Annotated in this window: 21 protein-coding genes and 1 tRNA gene; 15 read left to right on the top strand and 7 right to left on the bottom strand. The window is 60.9% G+C overall.

From position 1 onward, the window contains the following. Window positions 1-30 precede the first annotated feature (30 nt). Window positions 31-627, bottom strand: a complete 597-nt coding sequence (locus H7A13_09890) for a TerD family protein (GenBank protein MCP5333646.1) — start codon at window positions 625-627, stop codon at window positions 31-33. A 113-nt stretch (window positions 628-740) separates the two neighbouring features. Continuing rightward, the gene (locus H7A13_09885) at window positions 741-2,417 is read right to left on the bottom strand and encodes a hypothetical protein (protein ID MCP5333645.1); all 1,677 of its coding nucleotides are present in this window, start codon (window positions 2,415-2,417) and stop codon (window positions 741-743) included. Between the two features lie 128 nt (window positions 2,418-2,545). Here H7A13_09885 and folD point away from each other — a divergent pair, with 128 nt between their 5' ends. Then, window positions 2,546-3,415 carry a bifunctional methylenetetrahydrofolate dehydrogenase/methenyltetrahydrofolate cyclohydrolase FolD gene (folD, locus tag H7A13_09880; GenBank protein MCP5333644.1) on the top strand — a complete coding sequence of 290 codons (870 nt, stop codon included), beginning with the start codon at window positions 2,546-2,548 and terminating at the stop codon, window positions 3,413-3,415. 42 nt (window positions 3,416-3,457) lie between these two features. On the opposite strand, the gene H7A13_09875 is transcribed toward folD, so the two are convergent. Further along, window positions 3,458-4,360: an SDR family oxidoreductase gene (locus H7A13_09875; GenBank protein ID MCP5333643.1), complete on the bottom strand. Its 903-nt coding sequence runs from the start codon at window positions 4,358-4,360 to the stop codon at window positions 3,458-3,460. Window positions 4,361-4,542: 182 nt separating this feature from the next. On the opposite strand from H7A13_09875, the gene dapE reads away from it, so the two are divergent. The 7 genes from dapE (at window position 4,543) to H7A13_09840 (ending at window position 12,029) form a co-directional block, all read left to right on the top strand. Next, window positions 4,543-5,685 (top strand): succinyl-diaminopimelate desuccinylase, encoded by a 1,143-nt coding sequence (gene dapE / locus H7A13_09870; GenBank protein MCP5333642.1) that lies wholly within the window; start codon window positions 4,543-4,545, stop codon window positions 5,683-5,685. A gap of 113 nt (window positions 5,686-5,798) precedes the next feature. Further along, the gene (locus H7A13_09865) at window positions 5,799-7,202 is read left to right on the top strand and encodes an MBL fold metallo-hydrolase (protein ID MCP5333641.1); all 1,404 of its coding nucleotides are present in this window, start codon (window positions 5,799-5,801) and stop codon (window positions 7,200-7,202) included. Window positions 7,203-7,274: 72 nt separating this feature from the next. Next, the gene (locus tag H7A13_09860) at window positions 7,275-7,730 is read left to right on the top strand and encodes an NfeD family protein (GenBank protein ID MCP5333640.1); all 456 of its coding nucleotides are present in this window, start codon (window positions 7,275-7,277) and stop codon (window positions 7,728-7,730) included. Between the two features lie 28 nt (window positions 7,731-7,758). Beyond that, window positions 7,759-8,610 (top strand): SPFH/Band 7/PHB domain protein, encoded by an 852-nt coding sequence (locus H7A13_09855; protein ID MCP5333639.1) that lies wholly within the window; start codon window positions 7,759-7,761, stop codon window positions 8,608-8,610. Between the two features lie 25 nt (window positions 8,611-8,635). Beyond that, a complete protein-coding gene (locus H7A13_09850) occupies window positions 8,636-9,274 on the top strand; it encodes a TIGR04282 family arsenosugar biosynthesis glycosyltransferase (protein ID MCP5333638.1) in 639 nt (212 codons plus the stop codon). Between the two features lie 93 nt (window positions 9,275-9,367). After that, window positions 9,368-11,896 (top strand): glycogen/starch/alpha-glucan phosphorylase, encoded by a 2,529-nt coding sequence (locus tag H7A13_09845; GenBank protein ID MCP5333637.1) that lies wholly within the window; start codon window positions 9,368-9,370, stop codon window positions 11,894-11,896. A 57-nt stretch (window positions 11,897-11,953) separates the two neighbouring features. After that, window positions 11,954-12,029, top strand: a tRNA-Arg gene (locus H7A13_09840). A gap of 109 nt (window positions 12,030-12,138) precedes the next feature. Here H7A13_09840 and H7A13_09835 read toward each other — a convergent pair. Further along, the gene (locus H7A13_09835) at window positions 12,139-12,906 is read right to left on the bottom strand and encodes a trypsin-like peptidase domain-containing protein (GenBank protein ID MCP5333636.1); all 768 of its coding nucleotides are present in this window, start codon (window positions 12,904-12,906) and stop codon (window positions 12,139-12,141) included. Further along, the gene (locus H7A13_09830; GenBank protein MCP5333635.1) at window positions 12,899-14,710 is read right to left on the bottom strand and encodes an asparagine synthase; all 1,812 of its coding nucleotides are present in this window, start codon (window positions 14,708-14,710) and stop codon (window positions 12,899-12,901) included. Before H7A13_09830 ends, H7A13_09835 begins: the two co-directional genes overlap by 8 nt. Before the next feature lie 137 nt (window positions 14,711-14,847). Between H7A13_09830 and H7A13_09825 the strand changes: the two genes are divergently transcribed. The 7 genes from H7A13_09825 (at window position 14,848) to H7A13_09795 (ending at window position 21,749) form a co-directional block, all read left to right on the top strand. Continuing rightward, complete coding sequence (locus tag H7A13_09825) at window positions 14,848-16,236, top strand: phenylacetate--CoA ligase family protein (GenBank protein ID MCP5333634.1); 1,389 nt, start codon at window positions 14,848-14,850, stop codon at window positions 16,234-16,236. Window positions 16,237-16,269: 33 nt separating this feature from the next. Then, a complete protein-coding gene (locus H7A13_09820) occupies window positions 16,270-17,472 on the top strand; it encodes a terpene cyclase/mutase family protein (GenBank protein MCP5333633.1) in 1,203 nt (400 codons plus the stop codon). Window positions 17,473-17,474: 2 nt separating this feature from the next. Beyond that, window positions 17,475-18,299: a formyl transferase gene (locus tag H7A13_09815; GenBank protein ID MCP5333632.1), complete on the top strand. Its 825-nt coding sequence runs from the start codon at window positions 17,475-17,477 to the stop codon at window positions 18,297-18,299. A gap of 47 nt (window positions 18,300-18,346) precedes the next feature. After that, a complete protein-coding gene (locus H7A13_09810) occupies window positions 18,347-19,327 on the top strand; it encodes a glycosyltransferase family 2 protein (protein ID MCP5333631.1) in 981 nt (326 codons plus the stop codon). Window positions 19,328-19,376: 49 nt separating this feature from the next. Beyond that, window positions 19,377-20,180 (top strand): hypothetical protein, encoded by an 804-nt coding sequence (locus tag H7A13_09805; protein ID MCP5333630.1) that lies wholly within the window; start codon window positions 19,377-19,379, stop codon window positions 20,178-20,180. Between the two features lie 2 nt (window positions 20,181-20,182). Continuing rightward, window positions 20,183-20,815, top strand: coding sequence for a class I SAM-dependent methyltransferase (locus H7A13_09800; protein ID MCP5333629.1), 633 nt, complete (start codon window positions 20,183-20,185; stop codon window positions 20,813-20,815). A 94-nt stretch (window positions 20,816-20,909) separates the two neighbouring features. Continuing rightward, a complete protein-coding gene (locus tag H7A13_09795; protein ID MCP5333628.1) occupies window positions 20,910-21,749 on the top strand; it encodes a sulfite exporter TauE/SafE family protein in 840 nt (279 codons plus the stop codon). Between the two features lie 12 nt (window positions 21,750-21,761). Here H7A13_09795 and H7A13_09790 read toward each other — a convergent pair whose 3' ends face one another. Both H7A13_09790 and fliS read right to left on the bottom strand, forming a co-directional pair. Beyond that, entirely contained in the window at window positions 21,762-22,079 is a 318-nt protein-coding gene (locus tag H7A13_09790) for a hypothetical protein (GenBank protein ID MCP5333627.1), read from the bottom strand. Between the two features lie 31 nt (window positions 22,080-22,110). Next, a complete protein-coding gene (gene fliS, locus H7A13_09785; protein MCP5333626.1) occupies window positions 22,111-22,518 on the bottom strand; it encodes a flagellar export chaperone FliS in 408 nt (135 codons plus the stop codon). Between the last annotated feature and the right edge of the window lie 28 nt (window positions 22,519-22,546).

Here is a 22,546-nt window from a genome sequence, read left to right as displayed (position 1 = left end):
CGCGTTGCTGGGCCGCCTTGTGCGACTGCGTCAGATCAGGGTCTTGATCAGCGGCAGCAGCTTGACGAAGGTGTGTCCCTCGCCCTCGACACCGAGGGCGGTGAAGACCCAGTCACTGCCACGGCGGGTCAGCTTGCCGATCACCAGTGCAGTGTGTTGGCCGCCCTCTACCGCCAGATCAAAACGCGCCTCTTCGGCACGGGTGACCGTATCGACCAGTGAGATGAAGGCGTTGTCGACCTTGTCGAAACTGAGTTCGCTGAAGCAGGTGACCGTGAAGACCAGTGTCTGCACCTTGTCCGGCAGCTTGGAGAGGTTGACATGGATGATCTCGTCCGCCCCGGGAGCACTGCCTGACTGGTTGTCACCCGAATGGACGACCGCGCCGCCTTCGCTCTGGTACTGCTGGAACCAGACCTGGTCGACCAACTCCTTGTTGCCATCGAACAGCAGGCAGGAGGCATCGAGATCGACCGCGCGCTTTCTCTTTCCGGCACCAATGCCCAAGACGCCTTTGGAGAAGCTCTGTTTGACATCCCAGCCAAGCCCAAAGGCCAGGGTTGGCAGTGCGGCAGTGGGTGGCTTGCCAACCACATGTTCTTGCCCTTTTCTCAGTGCAACGGCCATGAAAGCTCCTCGCGATCGTTTTATTGTGATGAAAAGCCACAGGGTCGATGCAATCAACCCTGCATTTTCTGGCAAGTTAACTCAGATCGATCCGGCGAGCAATTGGCGAACAGTCATGACAGCGTCATGGCCGTCACCCGGGCCAGTTGCAGCAGTGCGGCATCCAATGGTTGATCGACGGGTGTACCGAACAGGAACTCCAGAATGACCAGGATGTCGGCCAGGGCTTCGACCTCGGCAAGCAGATTCTCTCCATCGCGCGCCGGAAGCAGGGTGATGAACCGCAACACCCGCTCGATCAGTTCGATCAATTCGCTGCGTTCGAGAAAGAGCGCAGCGCCCCTGACACTGTCGAGCACCTCGGCCAGATTGGCCAGATGCAGGCGCTCCCTGCTGCTCAGATAGCTCTCGATGGCCTGCTTGCAGATCGCCAGATTGGCCTGGGCCTCCTGCGCCAATGCCTGCCTCGCTTCACGCAGCAGCGGGGGCTGCTGACCAGCGGCGGAATCGTCATGGCGAAACCCGATCAACCGCTGTTCGAGCGCGACGACCTGTTCAGCGACCTGCTTGAGTTGCGCCTCGGTGGGCGGCGCATCCGTCCCCGATTCGAGCCACTCCAGCAGCGCCTGTTGCAGTCGCAGACCTTCTTCAACCGGGACGCGGAGATTGCCGGCATGCAATGCGCCATTCAGCTCCCGGAACTGATCAACGAAACTGCTCACCACCTCGCGCCGGAAAGGCGCAGCGATCGCCAGCCCTTCGAGGTAGCGGCGCAGGCTTTGCAGCTCGTTGAGCAGCGAACCGCACACGGCATCCAGCGTGCGCTGGTCTTCGCCATCGAGATGGAGCCGACCGACCAGCAGGTCACGTTCACTGTGGTCGAGCTCGGGGGCGGCGATCAGCGTCAACCACTGGTCGATCGCATCGTCACTGCTGCGATCGAGCCGCAGCAGATAGACGAATTCGGTGATCAATGCACGCAATGTCTCGATGAGCGCTGTCTCGTCGCTCTGCTCGATCTGCAGACGGATCTGCCGGTCCAGTGCGCTGAACAGCCGTTTTCCCCCGTCATCCGGCACCCTCTTGTCGAGAGCGAAGCGTCGCAAAAGTGTATTGCCGAGTCGCCACAGGGTGGTGCGCCATGGATTGCTCCCTCCTGGCGCCAGTCGGTCGAGGGCATGCGCCATCCAGCCGAGACTCTGTTCGACATTCTGTTCCCGCAACAGGTTGGTCAACCCGACCTGATAGAGTTGGCGCAGCCGTTTCTGGCTGTCGATCGGCTGGGTTTTGGCGACACCAAATTCTGGCAAGGGGTGACTCGGTCTAAAGTGACCGAGATCGAAGCATGAATCCGGCAGCGGCGGGCGCCGGCTGGCGACACGCACCCGGTTGATCGCATTCAGCAGCAGTGCCGGCAGTGGTTTGCGCCCTGCATGCAGGCAGTCCAGGTAGCGCAGCAGGGTATCGAGGGCATCGAGCAGCAGTGTGGCCCGTTGTGAATCGAACCCTTCGCTGTTGGCAGCACAGACAACTGCATCGATTTCATCCACCAGCTCGATGGCGCCCTTCAGCTCCGCCAACCGCAGTGCGCCGCCGATCTGGTGCAGCAGTTGGCTCAGGGTGGCGATCGAGCGTGGCTGGTGGCAACTCTCCTCGACCAGCGACCGCGCCTCCTTCACCGACTCGACCAACGTCTCATGCAGCCCCTGATAAAGCAGCGCAAAACTGGATGAGAGCGTGACCCCTGCAGAGGGTGGCAGCTGCTGTTCGGCGTCCAGACTGGGGGTCAAGCGCGCTCTCCGTGGATGGACTGCGATAAAATGACGCCTCATGGCGATGCAATGCAATAGATATAGCACAACCCACCATGGCGGGTTCTTGACCACTTCGACAAATTCAACAACGGAAATCCAAATCGATGAGTGCGATGCTGCTCGATGGCAAATCACTGGCTCAGAGTTGCGAACGGCAGATTGCCCAGCGGGTGATCCGGCTCGAATCGGCGTCAGGCGGTGCCACGCCGATCTTGGCCACCCTGCTGGTCGGTGATGACCCGGCCTCGGCAACCTATGTGCGCATGAAGGGCAATGCCTGTCGACGGGTGGGCATGAAATCACATGCCATCGAACTGCCGGCATCGACCACCACCGAACAGCTGCTGGCCGAGATCGATCGGCTCAACCGTGATCCTGATGTCCATGGCATTCTGTTGCAGCATCCGGTGCCGGCGCAGATCGATGAACGGCGCTGCTTCGATGCCATTGCTGCCGAAAAAGATGTCGATGGCGTCACCTGTCTCGGTTTTGGTCGCATGGCGATGGGCGAGGCGGCTTACGGCGCGGCCACGCCGGCGGGCATCATGCGGTTGCTGGCACACTATCAGATTCCATTGATCGGCAAGCATGCGGTGGTGGTTGGTCGCAGCCCGATCCTCGGCAAACCGATGGCGCTGATGCTGCTCAATGCCCATTGCACGGTGACGGTCTGCCACTCCAGAACCGTCGATCTCGCCGACCATCTGCGGCGGGCCGATCTGATCGTCGGGGCAGTGGGTATTCCGGCCTTCATTCGTGCCGACTGGGTGAAAGAGGGTGCCGTGGTGGTCGATGCGGGCTACCATCCGGGCGGCATGGGTGATGTCGACCTGGAGGGCGTCAAGTCGCGGGTGATGGCCTACACGCCGGTGCCCGGTGGCGTGGGTCCGATGACGATCAATACGCTGATTCTGCAAACCCTGGAAGCGGCGGAGCGGGCACAGCGGCAACGCGAAATTCCACCGGTAGAATGAACGATCGCCCCGCACAGTGGGGCGATCGCGCAGACCCTGATCTCAGCCCAGACCCGCCAGCTTCATGGCTGGCGCCATCGACTCCTGGGTGTTGGTCGGATGAGTCGAGTTGGTGAAATCACCCAGTTCGGCCCACTTGCTGGCCACATCATCCGGGGTGAAGGTGCCGCTGCTGGAGAATTCGACCCCCTGGGTGCGCTCCCAGCGCAGCTTGCCGATCCAGCCGGCGCCGACTTCATAGAGCCCACCGCTGTCCTTGTTGGTTTCACTGCACAGATAGGCCACCAGCGGGCTGACGCACTCGGGCTTGAGCGCTTCGAGCAGTTGCGGCGGCATCACGGTCGCGGTCAGGCGCGATCCGGCGATCGGAGCGATCGAGTTGACGACGATGTTCTTCGATGCACCCTCCTGCGCCAGGCTCTGGGTCATGCCATGCAGGCCCAATTTGGCCATCGAGTAGTTCACCTGTCCGAAATTGCCATAGATGCCGGCGGCGGAGACGGTGTTGACGATGCGGCCATAGGCCTGCTCACGCATGATCGGCCAGGCGGCCTTCAGCACGCGGAAGGCGCCAAGCACATGGACGCGATAGATCAGCTCCCAATCCTCTTCGGTCATCTTGGCGAAGCTCTTGTCGCGCAGAATGCCGGCGTTGTTGATGACGATGTCGACACGACCAAAGGCATTGACGGCGGTTTCGATGATCTTGTCGCCATCCTCGACCGAGTTGTAGTTGGCGACGGCTTCGCCACCGGCGGCCTTGATTTCATCGACCACCAGGTCGGCGGCACGCTTGTCATTGCCGCTGCCGAAGATATCGCCGCCCAGATCATTGACCACCACCTTAGCACCCCGGGCCGCCAGCAGCCGTGCATGGCTGCGCCCCAGACCATTGCCGGCGCCAGTGACCACGGCCACCCGGCCATCGAAACGAATGTTACTCATCCTGAATTACCTTCTTTTGTTACCTGTTGCGCAGAGGCCAACACAGCGCATCGGCCTCCGGTAGAGAAAAAGCCTTCATGACGAAGGCGCGCCATTATCCCATGAATGCCCGATGGCGGCACTTCAAGGGTCCGGAGATTGGGTATCATGCCCGGCTTCAAAGCTTCAAGAGATCGACAGCGATGCCCGACCCGATTGCCACCCTCGAACTGGCCATGGAATTGATGCGCTGCCCATCGGTCACGCCGCGCGATGCCGGTTGCCAGCAACTGATCGGTGAGCGGTTGGCGCAGATCGGCTTTCGGCTGGAACCACTGCCGTTTGGCGAAGTGGAGAACCTGTGGGCGCGGCGTGGCAGCACTGCACCGCTGCTGCTGTTTGCCGGCCACACCGATGTGGTGCCAACCGGGCCGGTCGAAGCCTGGAGCAGCCCGCCCTTCGTGCCGACTCTGGTCGATGGCATCCTGCGCGGCCGTGGTGCAGCGGACATGAAGGGCAGTCTGTCCGCGATGGTGACCGCCTGCGAAGCCTTTGTTGCGCACCATCCGCAGCACCGTGGCTCGATTGCCTTTCTGCTCACCAGCGACGAAGAGGGGCCATCGGTCGATGGCACGGTGCGGGTGGTCGAAACCCTGATGGCGCGTGAGGAACGGATCGACTTCGCGCTGGTGGGCGAGCCTTCGAGTGACCAGCGTCTGGGTGACGTGGTCAAGAATGGCCGACGCGGTTCACTCAATGGCTGGATCAAGGTGATCGGCAAGCAGGGCCACATTGCCTACCCGCAATTGGCCGACAATCCGATTCAGCCGCTGGCACGGGCCTTGGCCGAGCTGAGCGCAATCGAGTGGGACCGGGGCAATGCCTTCTTTCCGCCCACCAGCTTTCAGATCTCCAACATCAGCGGCGGCACCGGCGTCACCAACGTCATCCCCGGCACGGCCGAGGCGGTGATCAACTTTCGCTACTCCACCGAGGTGACCGCCGAACAGCTCGAACAGCAGGTCGAAGCGGTGCTGGCCAGGCATGCTCACCACTTCAAGATCGATTGGGTGCGCAACGGTCTGCCATTCCTGACCGGTGAGGGTCCATTTCTCGATGCCGTCAGCGCGGCAGTGCAGACGGTGACGGGTCAGGCGCCGCAACTCTCCACCTCGGGGGGCACTTCCGATGGCCGTTTCATTGCGCTGACCGGTGCCCAGGTGGTCGAACTGGGCCCGATCAACGCCACCATCCACAAGGTCGACGAGCAGGTGGCGGTGGCTGATCTGGCGCAGTTGGCGCAGATCTACTTCGAGTTGCTGGTGCGGGTGCTCGGCACCGACTGAGTGCCGGGCCGCCCGGCAGTGATGAGGGTGCGCCGAAAGCTGGTAGCATGAAGCCATGGTGTTCCGCCCATGACGACGGACGGTTTTCACACTCTTCGATTCCAAGGTGTCCCATGGCCTTTTTGACGTTTTACGGTGCCACACGCCAGGTCACTGGCTCCTGCTTCCTGCTCGAACATGCCGGCCATCGCCTGCTGCTCGATTGCGGGATGTATCAGGGCGGCAACGAGACCGAAGCGGCCAACCGGGAGGAGTTCCCCTTTATCCCGGCTGAAATCGATGCCGTACTGCTCTCCCACGCCCACCTCGACCACTGCGGCCTGCTGCCGAAGCTGGTCAAGGAGGGGTTCAGGGGCCCGATTTACCTGACGCCGGCCACCCGTGATCTGCTCAGATTGATGCTCGAGGACGCAGCCCATCTCGAGAACAAGGACACCGAGTGGGAAAACCGGCAGCGGCTGCGCAGTGGCGACGAGCCGATCGAACCACTGTTCGACCTGCAGGATGTCGACAGCGTGTTACGGCAGTGCCGTTCGATCGACTACCAACGGCCCGAGCAGATTCTGCCCGGCGTGACCGTGACATTCCGCGATGCCGGCCACATTCTCGGATCGGCCACCGTCGAGTTGCAGCTCGCCAGCCGTGACGGCCGCAGACGCCTGCTGTTCTCCGGCGACCTCGGCAACAGCGGCTCGGCACTGCTGCGCGACCCGGAACCGATCGACGGGGCGGATCTGCTGCTGCTGGAGTCGACCTATGGCGACCGCTGTCATCGTACCCTCGATGCCACCTTGCAGGAGCTGAAGGAGATTCTCGTCACTGCGCATCGATCGGGCGGCAATGTCCTGATTCCGGCCTTCGCCGTCGGCCGCACCCAGGAGCTGCTCTACTGGCTTGGGCAGTTCGACCGCCAAGGTGATCTGCCACAGCAGCAGGTGTTTCTCGACAGTCCGATGGCGATCAGCGCCAGCGAAATCTATGCTCGGCACCACCACCTGTTCAGCCCCGAAGAGCAGCGCGCCTTCGCCCGCACTGGCAGCACCGAGTGGGAGTCATGGCTGCCCAAGCTGCGCTACTCCCGCACCACCGCCGACTCGATGGCGCTGAATCAGATCCAGGGCGGAGCGATCATCATCGCCGGCAGCGGCATGTGCAGCGGGGGCCGCATCCGCCACCACCTGAAGCATGGCCTGTGGCGCCGGCAGAACCATCTGCTGATCGTCGGCTTCCAGGCGCGCGGCACCCTGGGTCGGCTGCTGGTGGATGGCGCCCAGCGGGTGCGCCTGTTCGGGCAGGAGATCGCCGTCAATGCCAAGATTCACACGGTCGGCGGCTTCTCGGCCCATGCCGACCAGCGGCAACTGATCGAATGGGCCGGCCGGTTGCGCGATCCGGCACCGAAACTGTTTCTGGTGCATGGCGAGCTGGAACCGATGGTCACGCTGCAACAGGCCATCCATGAGCAGCTTGGCTGGTTTGCCGGCATCCCCGTTCGTGGACAGAAAATCGAGCTGTAGCCACCCTCTTCTTGCGGATGCCCGGCGCCGCGAAAACAGCCGACACACGCTGAAATGGAACGAGAAACCATGATGACCTTTGAACCGCTCTACTGGCACTGGCTGACCCTGGGACTGCTGCTGGCGGGGCTGGAGATCTTCATCCCCAGCTTCACGGTGATCTGGTTCGGCCTGGGGGCGATTCTGGTCGGGCTGCTGACCTGGCTGCTGCCCGGTCTGTCGATCACGCTGCAACTGCTGGTCTGGACTGGCGCCTCGATCACTTTTGCGGTGGGCTGGTTTGCCTTCTTCAAACCCAGAATGGTCGACCACACCCGTGCCGGCCTGAGCCGCGAGGCGGTGCTGGGCGAGGTGGGCCAGGTGATCGAGCTGCCACTCGATCATCGCCGCGGCAAGGTCCGCTTCAGCAAACCGCTGCTGGGCGCGGACGAGTGGGCATTCATCTGTGAAGAAAAAGTGCAGTGTGGTGATCGTGTAATAGTTCTGGATGTTTCCGGCAATACATTGATCGTCAAAAGAAAAACATGATTCATTGACCAAACAAAGAGGAGCCCAAATGGAAACCACCGTCGTCATCCTCGCGCTGCTGGCGCTGACTCTCCTGACCCTGTTCAAGGGTGTGCGTCAGGTGCCGCAGGGTAGCAAATGGGTGGTGCAGCGACTTGGCAAGTACCACAGCTCGCTGTCACCCGGACTCAACTTCATAATCCCCTACATCGACAGCGTCGCCTACAAGGTGACCACCAAGGACATCGTGCTCGACATTCCGTCGCAGGAGGTGATCACGCTCGACAACGTCGTGATCGTCGCCAATGCGGTGGCTTACATCAACATCCTCTCGCCAGAGAAGGCGGTTTATGGGGTGGAAGATTACCAACTGGCCATTCGCACCCTGGTGCAGACCTCGCTGCGCTCGATCATCGGCGAATTGACGCTCGATGAAGCCCTGTCATCGCGTGACCAGATCAAGACCAAATTGAAGACGGCCATCTCCGACGACATCGCCGACTGGGGCATCACGCTCAAGACCGTCGAGATTCAGGACATCAACCCATCGCAGACCATGCAGAAGGCGATGGAGGAGCAGGCCGCCGCCGAACGGCTGCGCCGTGCCACCGTCACCCGCGCCGAAGGCGACAAGACCGCCGCCATCCTGCAGGCCGATGGCCGCCTCGAAGCCTCGCGCCGCGACGCCGAGGCCAAGGTGGTCAATGCCACCGGCACCACCGAGGCGATCGAAAAGATCAGTTCGGCGATCGGCCAGAATCAACTGCCACTGATCTACCTGCTGGGAGAGCGCTATGTCGACTCACTCAACGACATGGCGACCTCGAACAACGCCAAACTGATTCTGCTGCCAGCGGACATTCCTGCCGCGGTACGTGGCCTGATGAATGCCGAGAAGTGAAGTCGTTGCCTCCAGCAGGCAGCCGATGCCGGTACGGATCCTCATCTTCGCGAAGGCACCCTGCGCCGGCATCGCCAAGACCCGGCTGATTCCGGCGCTTGGGGCGCAAGGGGCCGCCCGTCTGGCGCAACGGATGTTGCATCACAGCGTGAATGAGGCCATCGCAGCACGGATCGGAGCGGTGGAACTCTGCGCCACCCCCGCCATCGATGACAGCGCCTGGGCGGGGCAATCACTGCCGCGGTCGATCTCCTGCTCTGACCAGGGAGCGGGTGATCTGGGCGAGCGCATGGCCCGTGCCGCGCAGCGCACCCTGCACGAGGGCGAGTCGCTGCTGCTGATCGGCACCGACTGTCCGGCGCTGGATGCACGGCGGCTGCAATGTGCCGCACAGGCACTGCAGCAGGTCGACTGCGTCATCACCCCCACCGCCGATGGCGGCTATGCGCTGCTCGGACTCAACCGGTTTCACCCCTCGCTGTTCACTGAAATACCCTGGAGCAGCAACCGGGTGGCCGCCATCACGCTGCAACGGTTGCAGCAACTGAAGTGGTCGGTGCAGACCCAGCCGACCCTGCATGACATCGACCATCCAGCCGATTTGCGCTGGCTGCCGGCGCAGTGGCCGTCGGCCATCGAACTGCAAGCAGACGACATGCCCTGATCCACCCTGCAAGCCGGCAATGGCGTACCGCTGATTCGGCATCAGACTTGCTTGTTTTATTGCATCACTTTTACCTTTTTTGCAGCGGGTGTTATGGACGCCATCAACGAAACTGAACTGCTCTCCTCGACACTGGATGAACGCACCGGACTCGACAAAGAGGCGCTCGAGCGCGCTTTCTTTGATCACCTTTTCTTCAGTCAGGGCAAATTCCCCGCGCTGGCAACGATGAACGACTACTACCTGGCGCTGGCCTATGCCGTGCGCGACCGGCTGCTGCACCGCTGGATCAGCACAGCCACGGCCTACACCGAGCAGGGTGCCAGGACAGTGGCCTATCTCTCGGCCGAATTTCTGATGGGCACTCAACTCGGCAACAACCTGCTCAACCTCGGCATCCATGCGCAGGCGCAGGAGGCCATCGAGGAAATGGGGCTCGATTTTCGCGAACTGTTGCGCCAGGAAGAGGAGCCCGGACTCGGCAACGGCGGTCTGGGACGGCTGGCGGCCTGCTTTCTCGACTCGCTGGCCACGCTGGAGATTCCGAGCCTCGGCTACGGCATCCGCTATGAATTCGGCATCTTCGATCAGGAGATCGTCGATGGCTGGCAGGTCGAGAAGACCGACAAATGGTTGCGCTTCGGCAACCCCTGGGAGATTCCTCGCCCCGAGTGGGCGGTGGAGGTGAAGTTCGGCGGCCACAGCGAAGCCTATCAGGATGAGCAGAACCGCCAGCGGATGCGCTGGTTCCCCAGTTGGGTCGTCAAGGCCGTGCCCTATGACACACCAGTGCTGGGTTACCGCAACAACACCGCCAACACCTTGCGGCTGTGGCGGGCCGAAGCGCCGGAATCGTTCGATTTCGCCGTGTTCAACCGCGGCGACTACTACGGCGCGGTGGATGAGAAGATCCGCTCGGAGAACCTGAGCAAGATCCTCTACCCCAACGACGAAGCGATTCAGGGCAAGGCGCTGCGGCTTCAGCAGCAGTTCTTTCTGGTCTCCGCCTCACTGCAGGACATGCTGCGCATCCTGCGCCAGCAGAAGATTGCGCTGGAGCAGTTCCACGAAAAATTCGCCGTACAACTGAACGACACCCATCCGGCACTGGCGGTCTGCGAACTGATGCGGTTGCTGCTGGATGACCACCGCTGCACTTGGGAGCAGGCCTGGTCCATCACCCGGCAGAGCTTCGCCTACACCAACCACACGCTGTTGCCCGAAGCGCTGGAGCAGTGGCCGCTTGCCCTGTTCCAGCGCATCCTGCCGCGCCATCTCGAGCTCATCTACACGATCAACGACCAATTTCTGGAGAGCGTCCGCCTGCGCTATCTGGGCGATGTCGAACGGCTGGCCCGGCTGTCGATCATCAATGAGCAGGGCGAGCGCTATGTGCGCATGGCCCATCTTGCGGCCATCGGCAGCCATGCCATCAACGGCGTGGCGGCACTGCACACCGAACTGCTGAAAAAGGATGTACTGAGAGATTTCCACGAACTCTGGCCCGAGAAGATCTCCAACAAGACCAATGGCATCACCCCGAGACGCTGGCTGTTTCTGAGCAATCCGCTGCTCTGTCGACTGATCAGCGACGCGCTGGATCCCGGTTGGAGCACCGATCTCGATCGACTCAGACAGCTGGCGCCACTGGCCGATGACGCCGCCTTTCGCCAGCGCTGGCGCAGCATCAAACAGCACAACAAGGAGAACCTGACCCGCTTCATCAAGAAGCGCTTCGACACCGTGATCAATCCAGAATCGATCTTCGATGTACAGGTCAAGCGCATTCACGAATACAAGCGCCAACATCTCAACGCCCTGCAGATCATTGCCCACTATCTGCGGCTCAAGAACAGCCCCAACAGCGAATTCTTTCCGCGCACCTATATCTTCGGCGGCAAGGCGGCACCGGGCTACCACATGGCCAAGCTGATGATCAAACTGATCAACAACGTCGCCGCCGTGGTCAACAACGACCCCGACACGCGGGAGCGGATGCAGGTGTTCTTTCTGCCCAACTTTCATGTCAGCAATGGCGAGCGCCTCTACCCGGCGGCCGACCTCTCCGAGCAGATCTCGACGGCTGGCAAGGAGGCGTCCGGCACCGGCAACATGAAGTTCATGATGAATGGCGCACTCACCATCGGCACGCTGGATGGCGCCAATGTCGAGATTCGTGAGCAGGTGGGCGAGGAGAACTTCTTTCTGTTTGGTCACACCGCCGAGCAGATCGAGCGACTGCGCGCCAGCGGCTACCGGCCACTCGACTGGCTCCATGGCAATGACGAGTTGCAGGAGGTGATCTCCCTGCTGCGCAGTGGCTACTTCTCCCGCGGAGACAGCGAGCTGTTCCGACCGCTGCTCGATTCGCTGCTGCACCATGACCCCTACTTCCTGCTGGCCGATTTCGGCGCCTACATGGAGTGCCAGGATCAGGTGAACCGGGTCTATCTCGACCATCCGGAGCAGTGGACACGAATGTCGATTTTCAACACCGCCCACTCCGGCATGTTCTCGTCGGATCGCACCATCCGGCAGTACTGCCAGGAGATCTGGCGGGTCAGGCCGGTGCCGATCAGGCTGCTGGACCCCGATGACATCCACGCCGAAATGATGCAGTAGCCGCTGAACCAACGGGCTGCTCTACAAGCGGCGGCTGGATCGCTACAATGGCGGCCCGCCCCGGTGGCACAGAGGATAGCGCGGCCCCCTCCTAAGGGGCAGGTCACAGGTTCGAATCCTGTCCGGGGCGCCAGACACGCCTGCAACAGAGCAGTCATGAAGGCCGCATCGGCTGATGCCTGCCTCTTCGGCCGACCGAAACGCACGCAACGGCACGGCGCCAGAGCTGCTGAAAACCGACCCTAAAGCAGTCCGTTGCGCCGCAACAACTCGCGGATGTGCTGGCCCGGAATCGCATAGGTGATGCCGCTGGGGTGCTCGATGGCCGCCTCCTTGCTCTGCTGTACGAACACCTTGTTGATCACACCGACCACCGCGCCACTCTCCGGATCATAGAGCGGGCTGCCGCTGTTGCCGGGGTAGGCGGTGGCATCCAGTTGAAAGACCACATAGGGATCACGTAGCTCCCGCACCATGCGGCTGCTGATGCGGGTGGCCGAGATCTGCGGCACGGCGACCGGGGTGATGCTGGCCACCATGGCGTGGTGGGTGACTGGATAGAGTCCAAGGACGGCACCGATCGGATAGCCGGTGAAGAGGTAGCTCTCCCCTTCACGCACCTGCTGCGAATCGCCGATGCGCAAGGCCGGCAACGGCTCGCCGTCAAAACCCAGCAGCGCCAGATCATGGTCACTGTCGACCTCGATCACGCGCACTTCGCGCAGCTTCAACTGCGGGGCGGTGCCGATGAAGATGACCAGCTTCTCCACGCCATCGCTCTGCAACGCCTCCGGAAGCGAATGGGCATTGGTGATGGCATGGCGGCCATCGGCGACGACAAAGGCGGTGCCGAGCAGCCGCGACGGCGGCTTGCCCATCGGCTGATGGGTGCCGAGGCCGAGAATCGCCGGTTTGATGCGCGCGATGGTGTCGGGCGGGGCTGCCTGAAGCGGCAGCACGCAGAGCAGTGCCAACAGCAGACCGGTCAGCCTTCGCGTCGCTTCAGTCATGCCAAGCCTGCAGCCAGAGTTCGAGCATCATGTAGATCCAGATCGACTCACCATAGTAGGCGGCATGGTCATGCTGGTGCAGCTGCACCACTTGGTCAAGGTAGTCGGACCGCAGCACAGTACGCTTCTTCAGGCTGGCCAGTGCGTCGTAGGCCAGTTCGCGCAGTCGCGGCGCATCGCGCATCCAGACACCAAACGGCAGGCCAAAGCCATGCTTGGGCTTGGTGAGAATCTGCTGTGGCAGAAAGTCGCTGAAGGCCTGTTTGTAGAAGTGGCGCAGTTTCTGTCCCGGCAGCAGCCAGTCGGGCGGCAGTTGCAGCGCCAGGTCGATCAGGGCGTCATCAAGCATCGGATAGCGCACCTGGATGCCGGCACTCTGCGTCATCACGCTCACCTTGCGCAGGTCGTTGTCGGCCAGCGTCTGCTTCCAGTCGAGCCAGAGCATGCGCTGCAACGCATGGTCGGCAGTGACGGCCTGATAGGTATCGCGCAGCAGCTTCAGCGGCTGATCGAGCTCGATGGCCGCCAGCAGATCGGCATGGAGAATCTGTGCCGGTTCGTGGGTGGCAAAGAAGTTGTAGCTCTCCAGCCGGTCGGGCAGCGGCACCCGCGCCTGCTCGATGTAGCGGTAGCCCTTCTGAATCAGCGGCACCTGTCCGAGTGCCGGCAGGCGCTCGACGCCCTGCTCGATGCCAGCGCGCAACCAGGCCGGCAGCGCAAGGTAGTGTTCGAACAGCTTCTGCTTGGCATAACGGGCATTGCCGGCAAAAAGCTCGTCGCCGCCATCACCAGCCAGCAGCGTGTCGTGCCCTGCCGCGGCCGCAGCCGCGGCGCAGAAGTAGGTCGGCACTGCAGAGGAGTTGCCGAAAGGCTCATCGTAGGCGCCGGCGATCTTCGGCACGATCTCGACCACATCATCCGGTTGCAGGTAGAGCTCATGGTGGCGAACGCCAAAATGGCGGGCGGCGATGCGGGCATAGGGCATCTCGTCATAACCGGCCGCGTCGAAGCCGACCGTGTAGGCATCGACATCACCCTCACGCTGTCGGCTCAGCAGTCCGGTCACGGTCGAGCTGTCGAGTCCGCCACTCAAAAAGGCGGCCGAACTCTGGGCACCAGCCCGCTCGACCGCCGTGGTCAGCCGCTCCACCAGCAGTGCCGCAGCTGCCGATTGAGTGCGCAACTGCGTTGCACCGCTCGCCGCTGGCAGAAAGACCGGTTGCCAATAGCGCACCAGTTCGGCCCGGCCCTGGCTGATCTTGAGCAGATGGCCGGCCGGAATCTTGTGCACCCCTTCCCACACACTCAGCGGCGCAGGCACCATGTGGAAGTAGAGGTAGTGGTAGATGCCCTGCATCGACAATGCCGGCCGGTGCGCCATCGCATGACGCAGCAGCGGCAACTGACTGGCCAGTGCGACGCCATCGCCCGCGGCGGCGTAGTAGAGCGGAATCGTGGAAAATCGATCGACGGCCAACGTAACGCACTGCCGGCGACGATCGAGAATGATGGCCAGAAAATGGCCTTCGAGCTGCGCCAGCGCCGCATCACCCTGTTGCTGGTAACTCTGCCACCACTGCGCAAGGGCCTCGCCATCGAGGCGGCTGCCGAACTGCGCGCTGCCGAGCAGCAGTGTGCCGGCATCGTCCTGATGCTTCAGCAGTGGCAGATGCCAATGCAGCCAGACTCCCGCATCACTCAGCCGCTGCCACGCCGGCCAGAGTGGGGGTGCATCCGCTTCGGCATTGCTCTGGCCACTGAAACTCACCCGACCGAGGAGTCCGCTCTTTTCCGCTCCCGCCATGTCGACTCCTCGATGCAATGACTATAATCAACGAATTCCGGCATGGATCTGCCCTGCCCCTGCCACCCTTCGATGTTGTCAGACAGGATTGCCCAGCACGTGACACTTCAGGCACTGACGCCGGATAGAGCGGCCGAATGATTCCCGCACTGTCGCGTTACATTATATATCCGCTGCAGGAGCGGCTGCTGGGACGCACCACCTTCAGCTACCTGCATGAACTGGAACAGAGTCAGTGGCTCGACCGCAATCAGCTCGAAGCTCTGCAGCTGCGCAAGTTGACGCAGTTGCTGTCGACGGCGCTGCGCCACTCTCCCTGGCATGCCGAGCGCATCGAATCGGCAGCGCTGGCCGACAGCATCCGCAACCAGAGTCTCACGCTGAGTGACCTGAGCCGTCTGCCGACCATGACCAAGGCTGACGCATCCCAGCAGCGGGAGCGGATCGCCTGGCAGCAGGTGCCGGGCGGTTGCCACAGCTACAACACCGGCGGTTCCTCCGGGCAGCCCCTGATCTTCTACTTCGGTCGCAGCCGCCAGGCCTCCGATGCCGCCGGCCGGATGCGCGCCCGTCGCTGGTGGGGGGTCGAACCGGGCGACCGGGAAGTCTATCTGTGGGGCGCACCAGTCGAGCTGAACAAGACCGACCGAATCAAGACCTTGCGTGACCGGCTGATCAACCAGTGGGTGCTCAATGCCTTTAGAATGTCACCTGCCGACATGCGGCACTATCTGGTCGTACTGCAGCAGGTGCAGCCGCGCTGCATCTATGGCTATGCCAGCAGCCTGGCGCTGCTGGCCGCCTTTTGCGAGGCCGAGGGGGCATCGCTCGGATTGAGCGAATTGAAAGTGGTCTGCACCACCGGTGAACCGCTCTATCCCCAACAGCGGGCACTGATCCAGCGGGTATTTGGCGCGCCGGTTGCCAATGAGTTCGGCAGCCGCGACATCGGCTTCACCGCCCACGAAACGCCGCAGGGCGAGATGCTGCTGCTGAGCGAAAGCATGATTCTGGAGATTCTCGATGTCGAAGGCCGGCCGGTCGCGGCCGATGAAATCGGCGAAGCGGTGATCACCGGACTCTGCTCCGAAGCGCAGCCCTTCATCCGCTATCGCACCGGTGACATGGTCCGCGCAGCCGATCCGGCACAGTGCCAGGATGCACGCGGCCTGCACCGCATCGGCGAGGTGATCGGCCGCTCCACCGACTTCATCGTCGCGGCCGATGGCACCATCATGCACGCACTGGCGCTCATCTACGTGTTGCGTGCTGTGGCCGGTGTCGGCGAGTTCAAGATCATCCAGGAGAGCCTCGACGACTGCCGGGTCGAAGTGGTACCCACCGCCGGGTGGCAGGCCGGCAGCATCGATGCGATCCGCAACGGCCTCACCGCCCGGCTCGGCAGCGGTGTGCGGATCGATGTTCGGCTCGTCGACGAGATTCCCCCGGAAGCCTCCGGCAAGCACCGCTATGTCGTCAGCCGGGTGCCCCTGCCAGCCGGACTTGCAGGAGTCCTTTGGCACTGATCGTGCGTCATCCATTCATCCCTCTCGATATTCATTGATCACATGCTCAAAAAACTGCTGTCTGTCCCCGTCCGCTACCAACTCTGGAGACCACTCCACTGGCAACTGATTCTGGCTGATCTGTTCAACCGTGGCGGTCAACCGGTCCGGCACCACCTGACCCATCTGCATGGGACCATCGACTGGCTCTGCCGCGCCCAGGATGTGCGTGTCGGCCATGCCGACAGCGGTGGCATCAGCGCCGGCTGGAGTTTCGAGGATGGCTGGCTGCCCAGCTATCCCGAGACCAGCGGCTACATCGTCGAGACCTTCCTCGATGCCGCCGCACTGCTCGGGCGCCAGGAGCTGGTCACCCGCGCCCAGCGCATACTCGACTGGGAGCTGTCGATCCAGCTCGATGATGGCGCCTTTCCGGGCCACTTTGGCGAACAGGGCAGCCATCCGGTCATCTTCAACACCGGCCAGATCATGCATGGCATGAATGCCGGCCATGAACGTCTCGGCCGTACCGAATGTCTGGCTGCTGCCGTGCGTGCCGGCCACTGGATGCTGTCGAAACAGGATGACGACGGCTGCTGGCGCCGCAGCGTGCACAACGGCATTCCGCACACCTACAACAGCCGCTCGGCCTGGGCACTGCTGAAGACCGGCCTGCTGGCCGATGACCGCGCACTGCGCGACGGGGCGATCCGCAACCTCGACTGGGTGCTGACGCAGCAGAACGAAGCGGGCTGGTTCGCCACCAACGGCTTCACGCCTGAAGGTCATGCCGCACCCTTCACCCACACCATCGCCTATGCGATCCGCGGCCTGCTCGAAAGCGGCCTGCTGCTCGATGATGAGCGCTACATCAACGCGGCACGCCGCGCTGCCGGCGCGGTGGCTGCGGTGCTGCCCGCCGATGGTGCACTGCCCGGCACCCTCGACCAGCAGTGGCAATCAGACAGCTATTATGTCTGCCTGACCGGGGTGGCGCAGATGAGCATGATCTGGTCACGGCTGATTCGCTGCTGCGATGAACAGACGCTCCAGCCCGCCGTCGACCGCGCGCTGCACTACCTGAAGCGCCACCAGCGGCTCAAGCAGGATGGCCGCATCGACGATGGCGCCATTGCCGGCTCATCGCCGCTGTGGGGACGCTACTCGATGTTCGAGTTCCCCAACTGGGCCGGCAAGTTCTTCGCCGACGCACTGATGTTCGACCTCGCGGCGTCGGCCAGGTCGAAGGAGCAGTGAACATGTCGCAACTCACCACCCTGATTCTCTGTGGGCGCTCGGCCCGTCACGTCCATGTCGCCAACCGGTTGTCGGCCCACTCACAGGTGCTGGCCATCGTGCAGGAGAACGGCAGCGACCTGAGCCTGAAAAAAGTACAACAGTGGCTCAAACCCGGCGTGCTCAGGCAGAAAGTCAGCCGCTGGCTGCGCGACCGCAAGCGCTACCGGGGAAATCCGGAGGCCAGATTTTTCTTCGGCGATCAGCCGGTTCGGCTCGACCGTGAAGATCTGCGCATCGAAGTGCCCCATATCAATGACCCCAAGGTGGTCGAGCTGGCCAACCGTCTCAAACCGGACCTGATCCTGGTTTTTGGCACCTCGCTGATCCGCGGTCCGCTGCTCGAAGCCGGACGGCTCGGCATGGTCAACCTGCATGGCGGGCTCTCGCCGGAATATCGCGGTGCCGACTGCACCTTCTGGGCGCTCTACAACCGCGAACCTGACAAAGTGGGCTGCACGTTGCACTTCATCAACGCCGGCATCGACACCGGTGACCTGATTGCCCACATCTGCCCGCCGGTCACCGCGCAGGATGATGAGCTGACGCTGTTCTGGCGCGGCGTCAAGGCTTCGGCCGAGGTCTATTGCGAACTGCTCGACCGGCTGGAACGCGGTGAAAAACCGGGTGTGAAACAAGCCGGCAAGGGCCGGCTCTATCAGGTCAAACAACGTCAAAGCCGACATGAAGCCGAACTGGCCCAGGCCATGCGTGCCGGATTGCTCGATGGCATCGACCTGCCGTTGCGGGTGCGCTGGTTTTTCAAAGACGAACAGGTGCCCGGATAAATGATCGGCAGGCACAATCTCTCTTCTGGGCCCAGGTGCCATCCACCATGTCGCCTTTTCTGATCTCGATCGTGATCCCGGCGCATAACCGGCCTCAACTTCTGCTGGAAGCGATCAACAGCGTCACTGCGCAAAATTACTCAAACTACGAAGTGGTCGTCATCGATGACGGCTCAACGCCGCCGATTTCACATTCGGCATTGAAAGATGCACTGGGAGATCGCCTCACGCTGCACCGGCACGATTCGGCACAAGGTGTTCCCAAGGCAAAAAATGCCGGAATCAATGCGGCGCAGGGAGAAGTCATCCTCCTGCTCGATGATGATGACCTGCTGATGCCAAACTCGCTGGAGCAGATTTTCCACGCTTTTTCCAAGCACCCACAGATTGACTGCCTGTTTCTGGGCGTCCGTCCATTTGGTGCATACCATGAGGGACCAGAAAAAAGCAGAAAAGAGGCCATGAAGAAGATTCTGGAGAGAACGAATCCAGAAAAATGCGATGGCTTATATTTTTTTTCCAGCACTCTTTTCGATGCCCTTCTGGATACAGTTCCAATAGACTTTCAACGGCCGGCGGCACGCCGGAGCATGTGGAACATCACCGGAGGATTCGACGAGAATGCTCTTTTCAGCGAATCAGCATGGGCGATACATGCCGCCTGCATTGGAACCATTGCCCTGACTGAAGAGGCCATCACGCAGTGGAGAATACACGGAAATAATTTTGGATGGCCCTCCGGTCTCGAGCTGGAGGAAATAAGACTCAGGCAGATTGAGAATTCAATTTCATCCTCAGCGCAACTCATGGGAAAATTCGTAAAAAAAAATCAGCAATGGCATGAGCGCAACAGAAAAATAAAAAAGCATCATTCCGAACAGCTGTTTTCCAAGGCATATTATCTGTACGGAAAAAACCGAAAGGAAGGCATGAAGGCGCTCGCGGCATCCTCCTCACTTTCCTTCAGCAAGGCACATGCAAAATTATGGATCAAATACTTTCTTTCACCATTGATCGCAAGAAAATAAACAGGCGCTGATTTCACCGAAATACTCCTTCTCGGAGCATGCGATCAAAGTGACAAACATCATCATTTCATACTGGGTCGGCCGCCCACCAAACAGGCTCTACCAGCTGTTGAACCAGATAGCCAGGCATGATGCGCAGGCTCCATTCATCATAACCATCGTTTGCAATGGTGGAGACAGGCACCCGCTGATCCTTCCTGAAAAATATGTCAAAAACGGCGTCCATGTGCTCAATCGGGTAAACTCCGGATACAACATCGGCGCATGGGAGCATGGATGGCGTTCCGATGGTGAAAGTGAATATTTCCTTTTTCTTCAGGATGAGTGTCGCATTCTGAAAACAGGCTGGCTGAAGGCCTTTCTGGATAAAATGCAGGAGTCCAGAGAAATTGGACTGCTGGGTGAAAGCATCAACTGGAAACGTGCATGGAGCGAGCAAAGGAACAATCCGGTCGCTGCAAGCTGCCTCAACAGGGAAGGCGAAGTGCCGTTCAATGCCGTCGATTTTCTGAGAGCTTTTATCGTCCTGAACGGCATCGACCCTGGAGAAAGCGCGGAACATCTGCAAAGTCTGATTCTGTTTTCTTCCAGAACAGTCCTTGAAGAGGTTTCCGGATTCATAACCAGTGACATCTATGCTGAAGCGGTAGGAAGTGAAATCGCCATCTCGAAGAAGGTCCAGGAGCGCGGATATCGGATTGCTCAAGTCGGAGCACAGCCATTTTCCTTTATCGGTCACCTTCAATGGAGCGTCACATGGTACAGGAACTGGATAAAATTCAAGCTGTTCGCAAGGCCATACAAGGCTAAAATTGAAAAAGTCTTAGAAAAGATTTCCAGTCGAGCAGATTGAAAATGAAAAATTACCCCCACAACCCACGTCAGAACATGCATGCCTTCATTCCAGCTTCGGCACGCAAAGTGGTTGACATCGGTTGCAACACCGGCGCCTTTGGAGAAGGGTTGAAGAACACGCGCTCCATCGAGGTTTGGGGTGTCGAACCCAACGCCAATGCAGCGAAATTGGCAAGTCAGCGACTGGACAACGTCATTGTTTCACTCTTCGACGCAGATGTTCCCCTGCCTGATGCAACCTTCGATGTGGTGATTTTCAACGATGTTCTGGAGCATTTCGCAGAACCGTGGAATGCATTGAGAATCGCTGCCAGAAAATTGCGGCCAGGAGGATGCGTCGTGGCTTCGATTCCGAACCTCAGGCAAATCGACAACCTCATTCATATCCTCAAGGATAAAGACTTCCATTACGAAACCATGGGCATTCGCGATCGTACACACCTTCGCTTTTTTACCCGAAAGAGCATCCTTCGTCTATTTGAAGAGAGTGGCTATCGTGTCGAGATTCTCGAAGGAATCAATGAGGAGTGGTGGACCTCTTCCATTTGGAGACGTTTTGGTTTTCGCATCTTCAAAGATTATCTCGAAGACACCAAATACATCCAGTTTGCAGTGGTCGCTTTTCCAGAATGATCCAATCAAGACAAGCAAGAAACCGCGACTCCTCGACCCCACTCAAATTTCTGCTGAGCTCTACACCAGAACGTGACGGATGAATGAATAGCGCATGACCCCCCTTCTGCTCTTGCTGGGTCTGGCGATTGGTGCGGTGCTGGGGTTGACCGGTGCTGGCGGCTCCATCTTTGCCGTACCGCTGTTGATGTGGGGCTTGCACTGGAGTCTGCCGCAGGCAACGCCGGTTGCACTGCTTGCCGTCAGTGCTTCGGCACTCATTGGCACTCTCGCCGCCTGGGATGTCAGTTACATCCGCTACCGCGCCGCGCTGCTGATGGCCGGTTGCGGCTGGTTCACGGCGCCTTTGGGCATCCAGCTCGCGCATTCACTGCCGGTCTCACTGCTTAACCTGCTGTTTGCCGTGGTGCTGACCATCGTTGCGCTGCGGATGCTGCGCCAGGCCATCCGCAAGCCTGAAGAGGCCAATGTGGTACGCGCCACGGTGGCAGGTGATGGTGAACCAGCGGCTGGCCCCTGTTGCCGGCTCGACCCGCTCACTGGGCGCATTCAGTGGACCTGGCGCTGCGCAGTGACCATCGCCAGTGGTGGTGGCGCCACTGGCTTTCTGGCCGGTCTGATCGGGGTCGGTGGCGGCTTCGTGATCGTGCCTCTGCTGCGGGCCACCACCGAGTTGTCGATGCACTCGGCCGTCGCCACCTCACTGATGGTCATTGCACTGACCAGCGCCGGCACGGTGGCCAGCGCCATCCTGATGCAGGGCATCGAGTTGCCCTGGGGCATTGCGCTGCCCTTCATTGCCGGCACGGTGGCCGGCATGCTGGGAGGACGCCAGCTGGCGCCACGCATTGCCGGGGTACGCCTTCAGCAACTGTTTGCGCTGTTGATGCTGATCGTCGCCGTCGGCATGGCCTTCCATGCCCTCAGCGGCTGAGTCGATGCACCGTCAGGGCTCTTCTCTGGGCAGTCCGTTGCGCTGATAGAACTCCACGCCGTCGAGTTGGCGGCGATAGTGGCGCACTTCGTAACTGACCTGATCACGCAGATCACGTCCACGTGCCAGCCAGTGGCTGTAGGCGCCATTGAGTTCGGCGACCACTTCACTCAGCGCCTGCAACTCGACAGGGTTGGCGCGCTCGACCACCTCCTTCACCACCCGATCGAGCTCGTTGCGCAATCTGGCATCGACTTCGGCCAATCCTCGCCAATCTTCATGTGCTGCCAACAGCGCAGCAGTATCAATGAGTTGTCTCAAAATCTGCATGAATTTCATCCAGCCCGGAATTCGCCAAGTATCAGGCCGGCTGCGCTGCCAGCGCAAGGGGGCGAATGCCGTCCCAGCCCTCTTTCAGCTCACGCAGCAGATGTGCCACCTCTTCGATGATGCTGGCATCGCGGTGCAGATTGGCCTCGACCAGACGACGGTTCATGTAACGATAGAGTTGGTCGAGCTGGCTGGCCAGCGCGCCACCGCGCTCCATGTCGAGTGCACCATGCAGGCCATCGATGATGGCGATGGCGCCGTTGACCGCCTGCAGCCGTCCGGCAATTTCGCCGTTGTGCAGAAAGCCCTTGGCCAGCGCCAACCGCTCCAGTGCGCCGTCGAACAGCATCTGGATCAGCCGGTGCGGATCAGCCTCAAGCACGATGCTTCCGGTGTCGACCGCCCGATATTGCCGTGCCGCCTGGTTGCCGTAGACCATTTTGTGTGACTCCATGAGTTTTGGTTGT

Source organism: Pseudomonadales bacterium (assembly GCA_024234215.1).
Taxonomy (GTDB): domain Bacteria; phylum Pseudomonadota; class Gammaproteobacteria; order Pseudomonadales; family UBA5862; genus JACKOQ01.
This window is presented reverse-complemented; position numbering and strand designations above follow the sequence as displayed.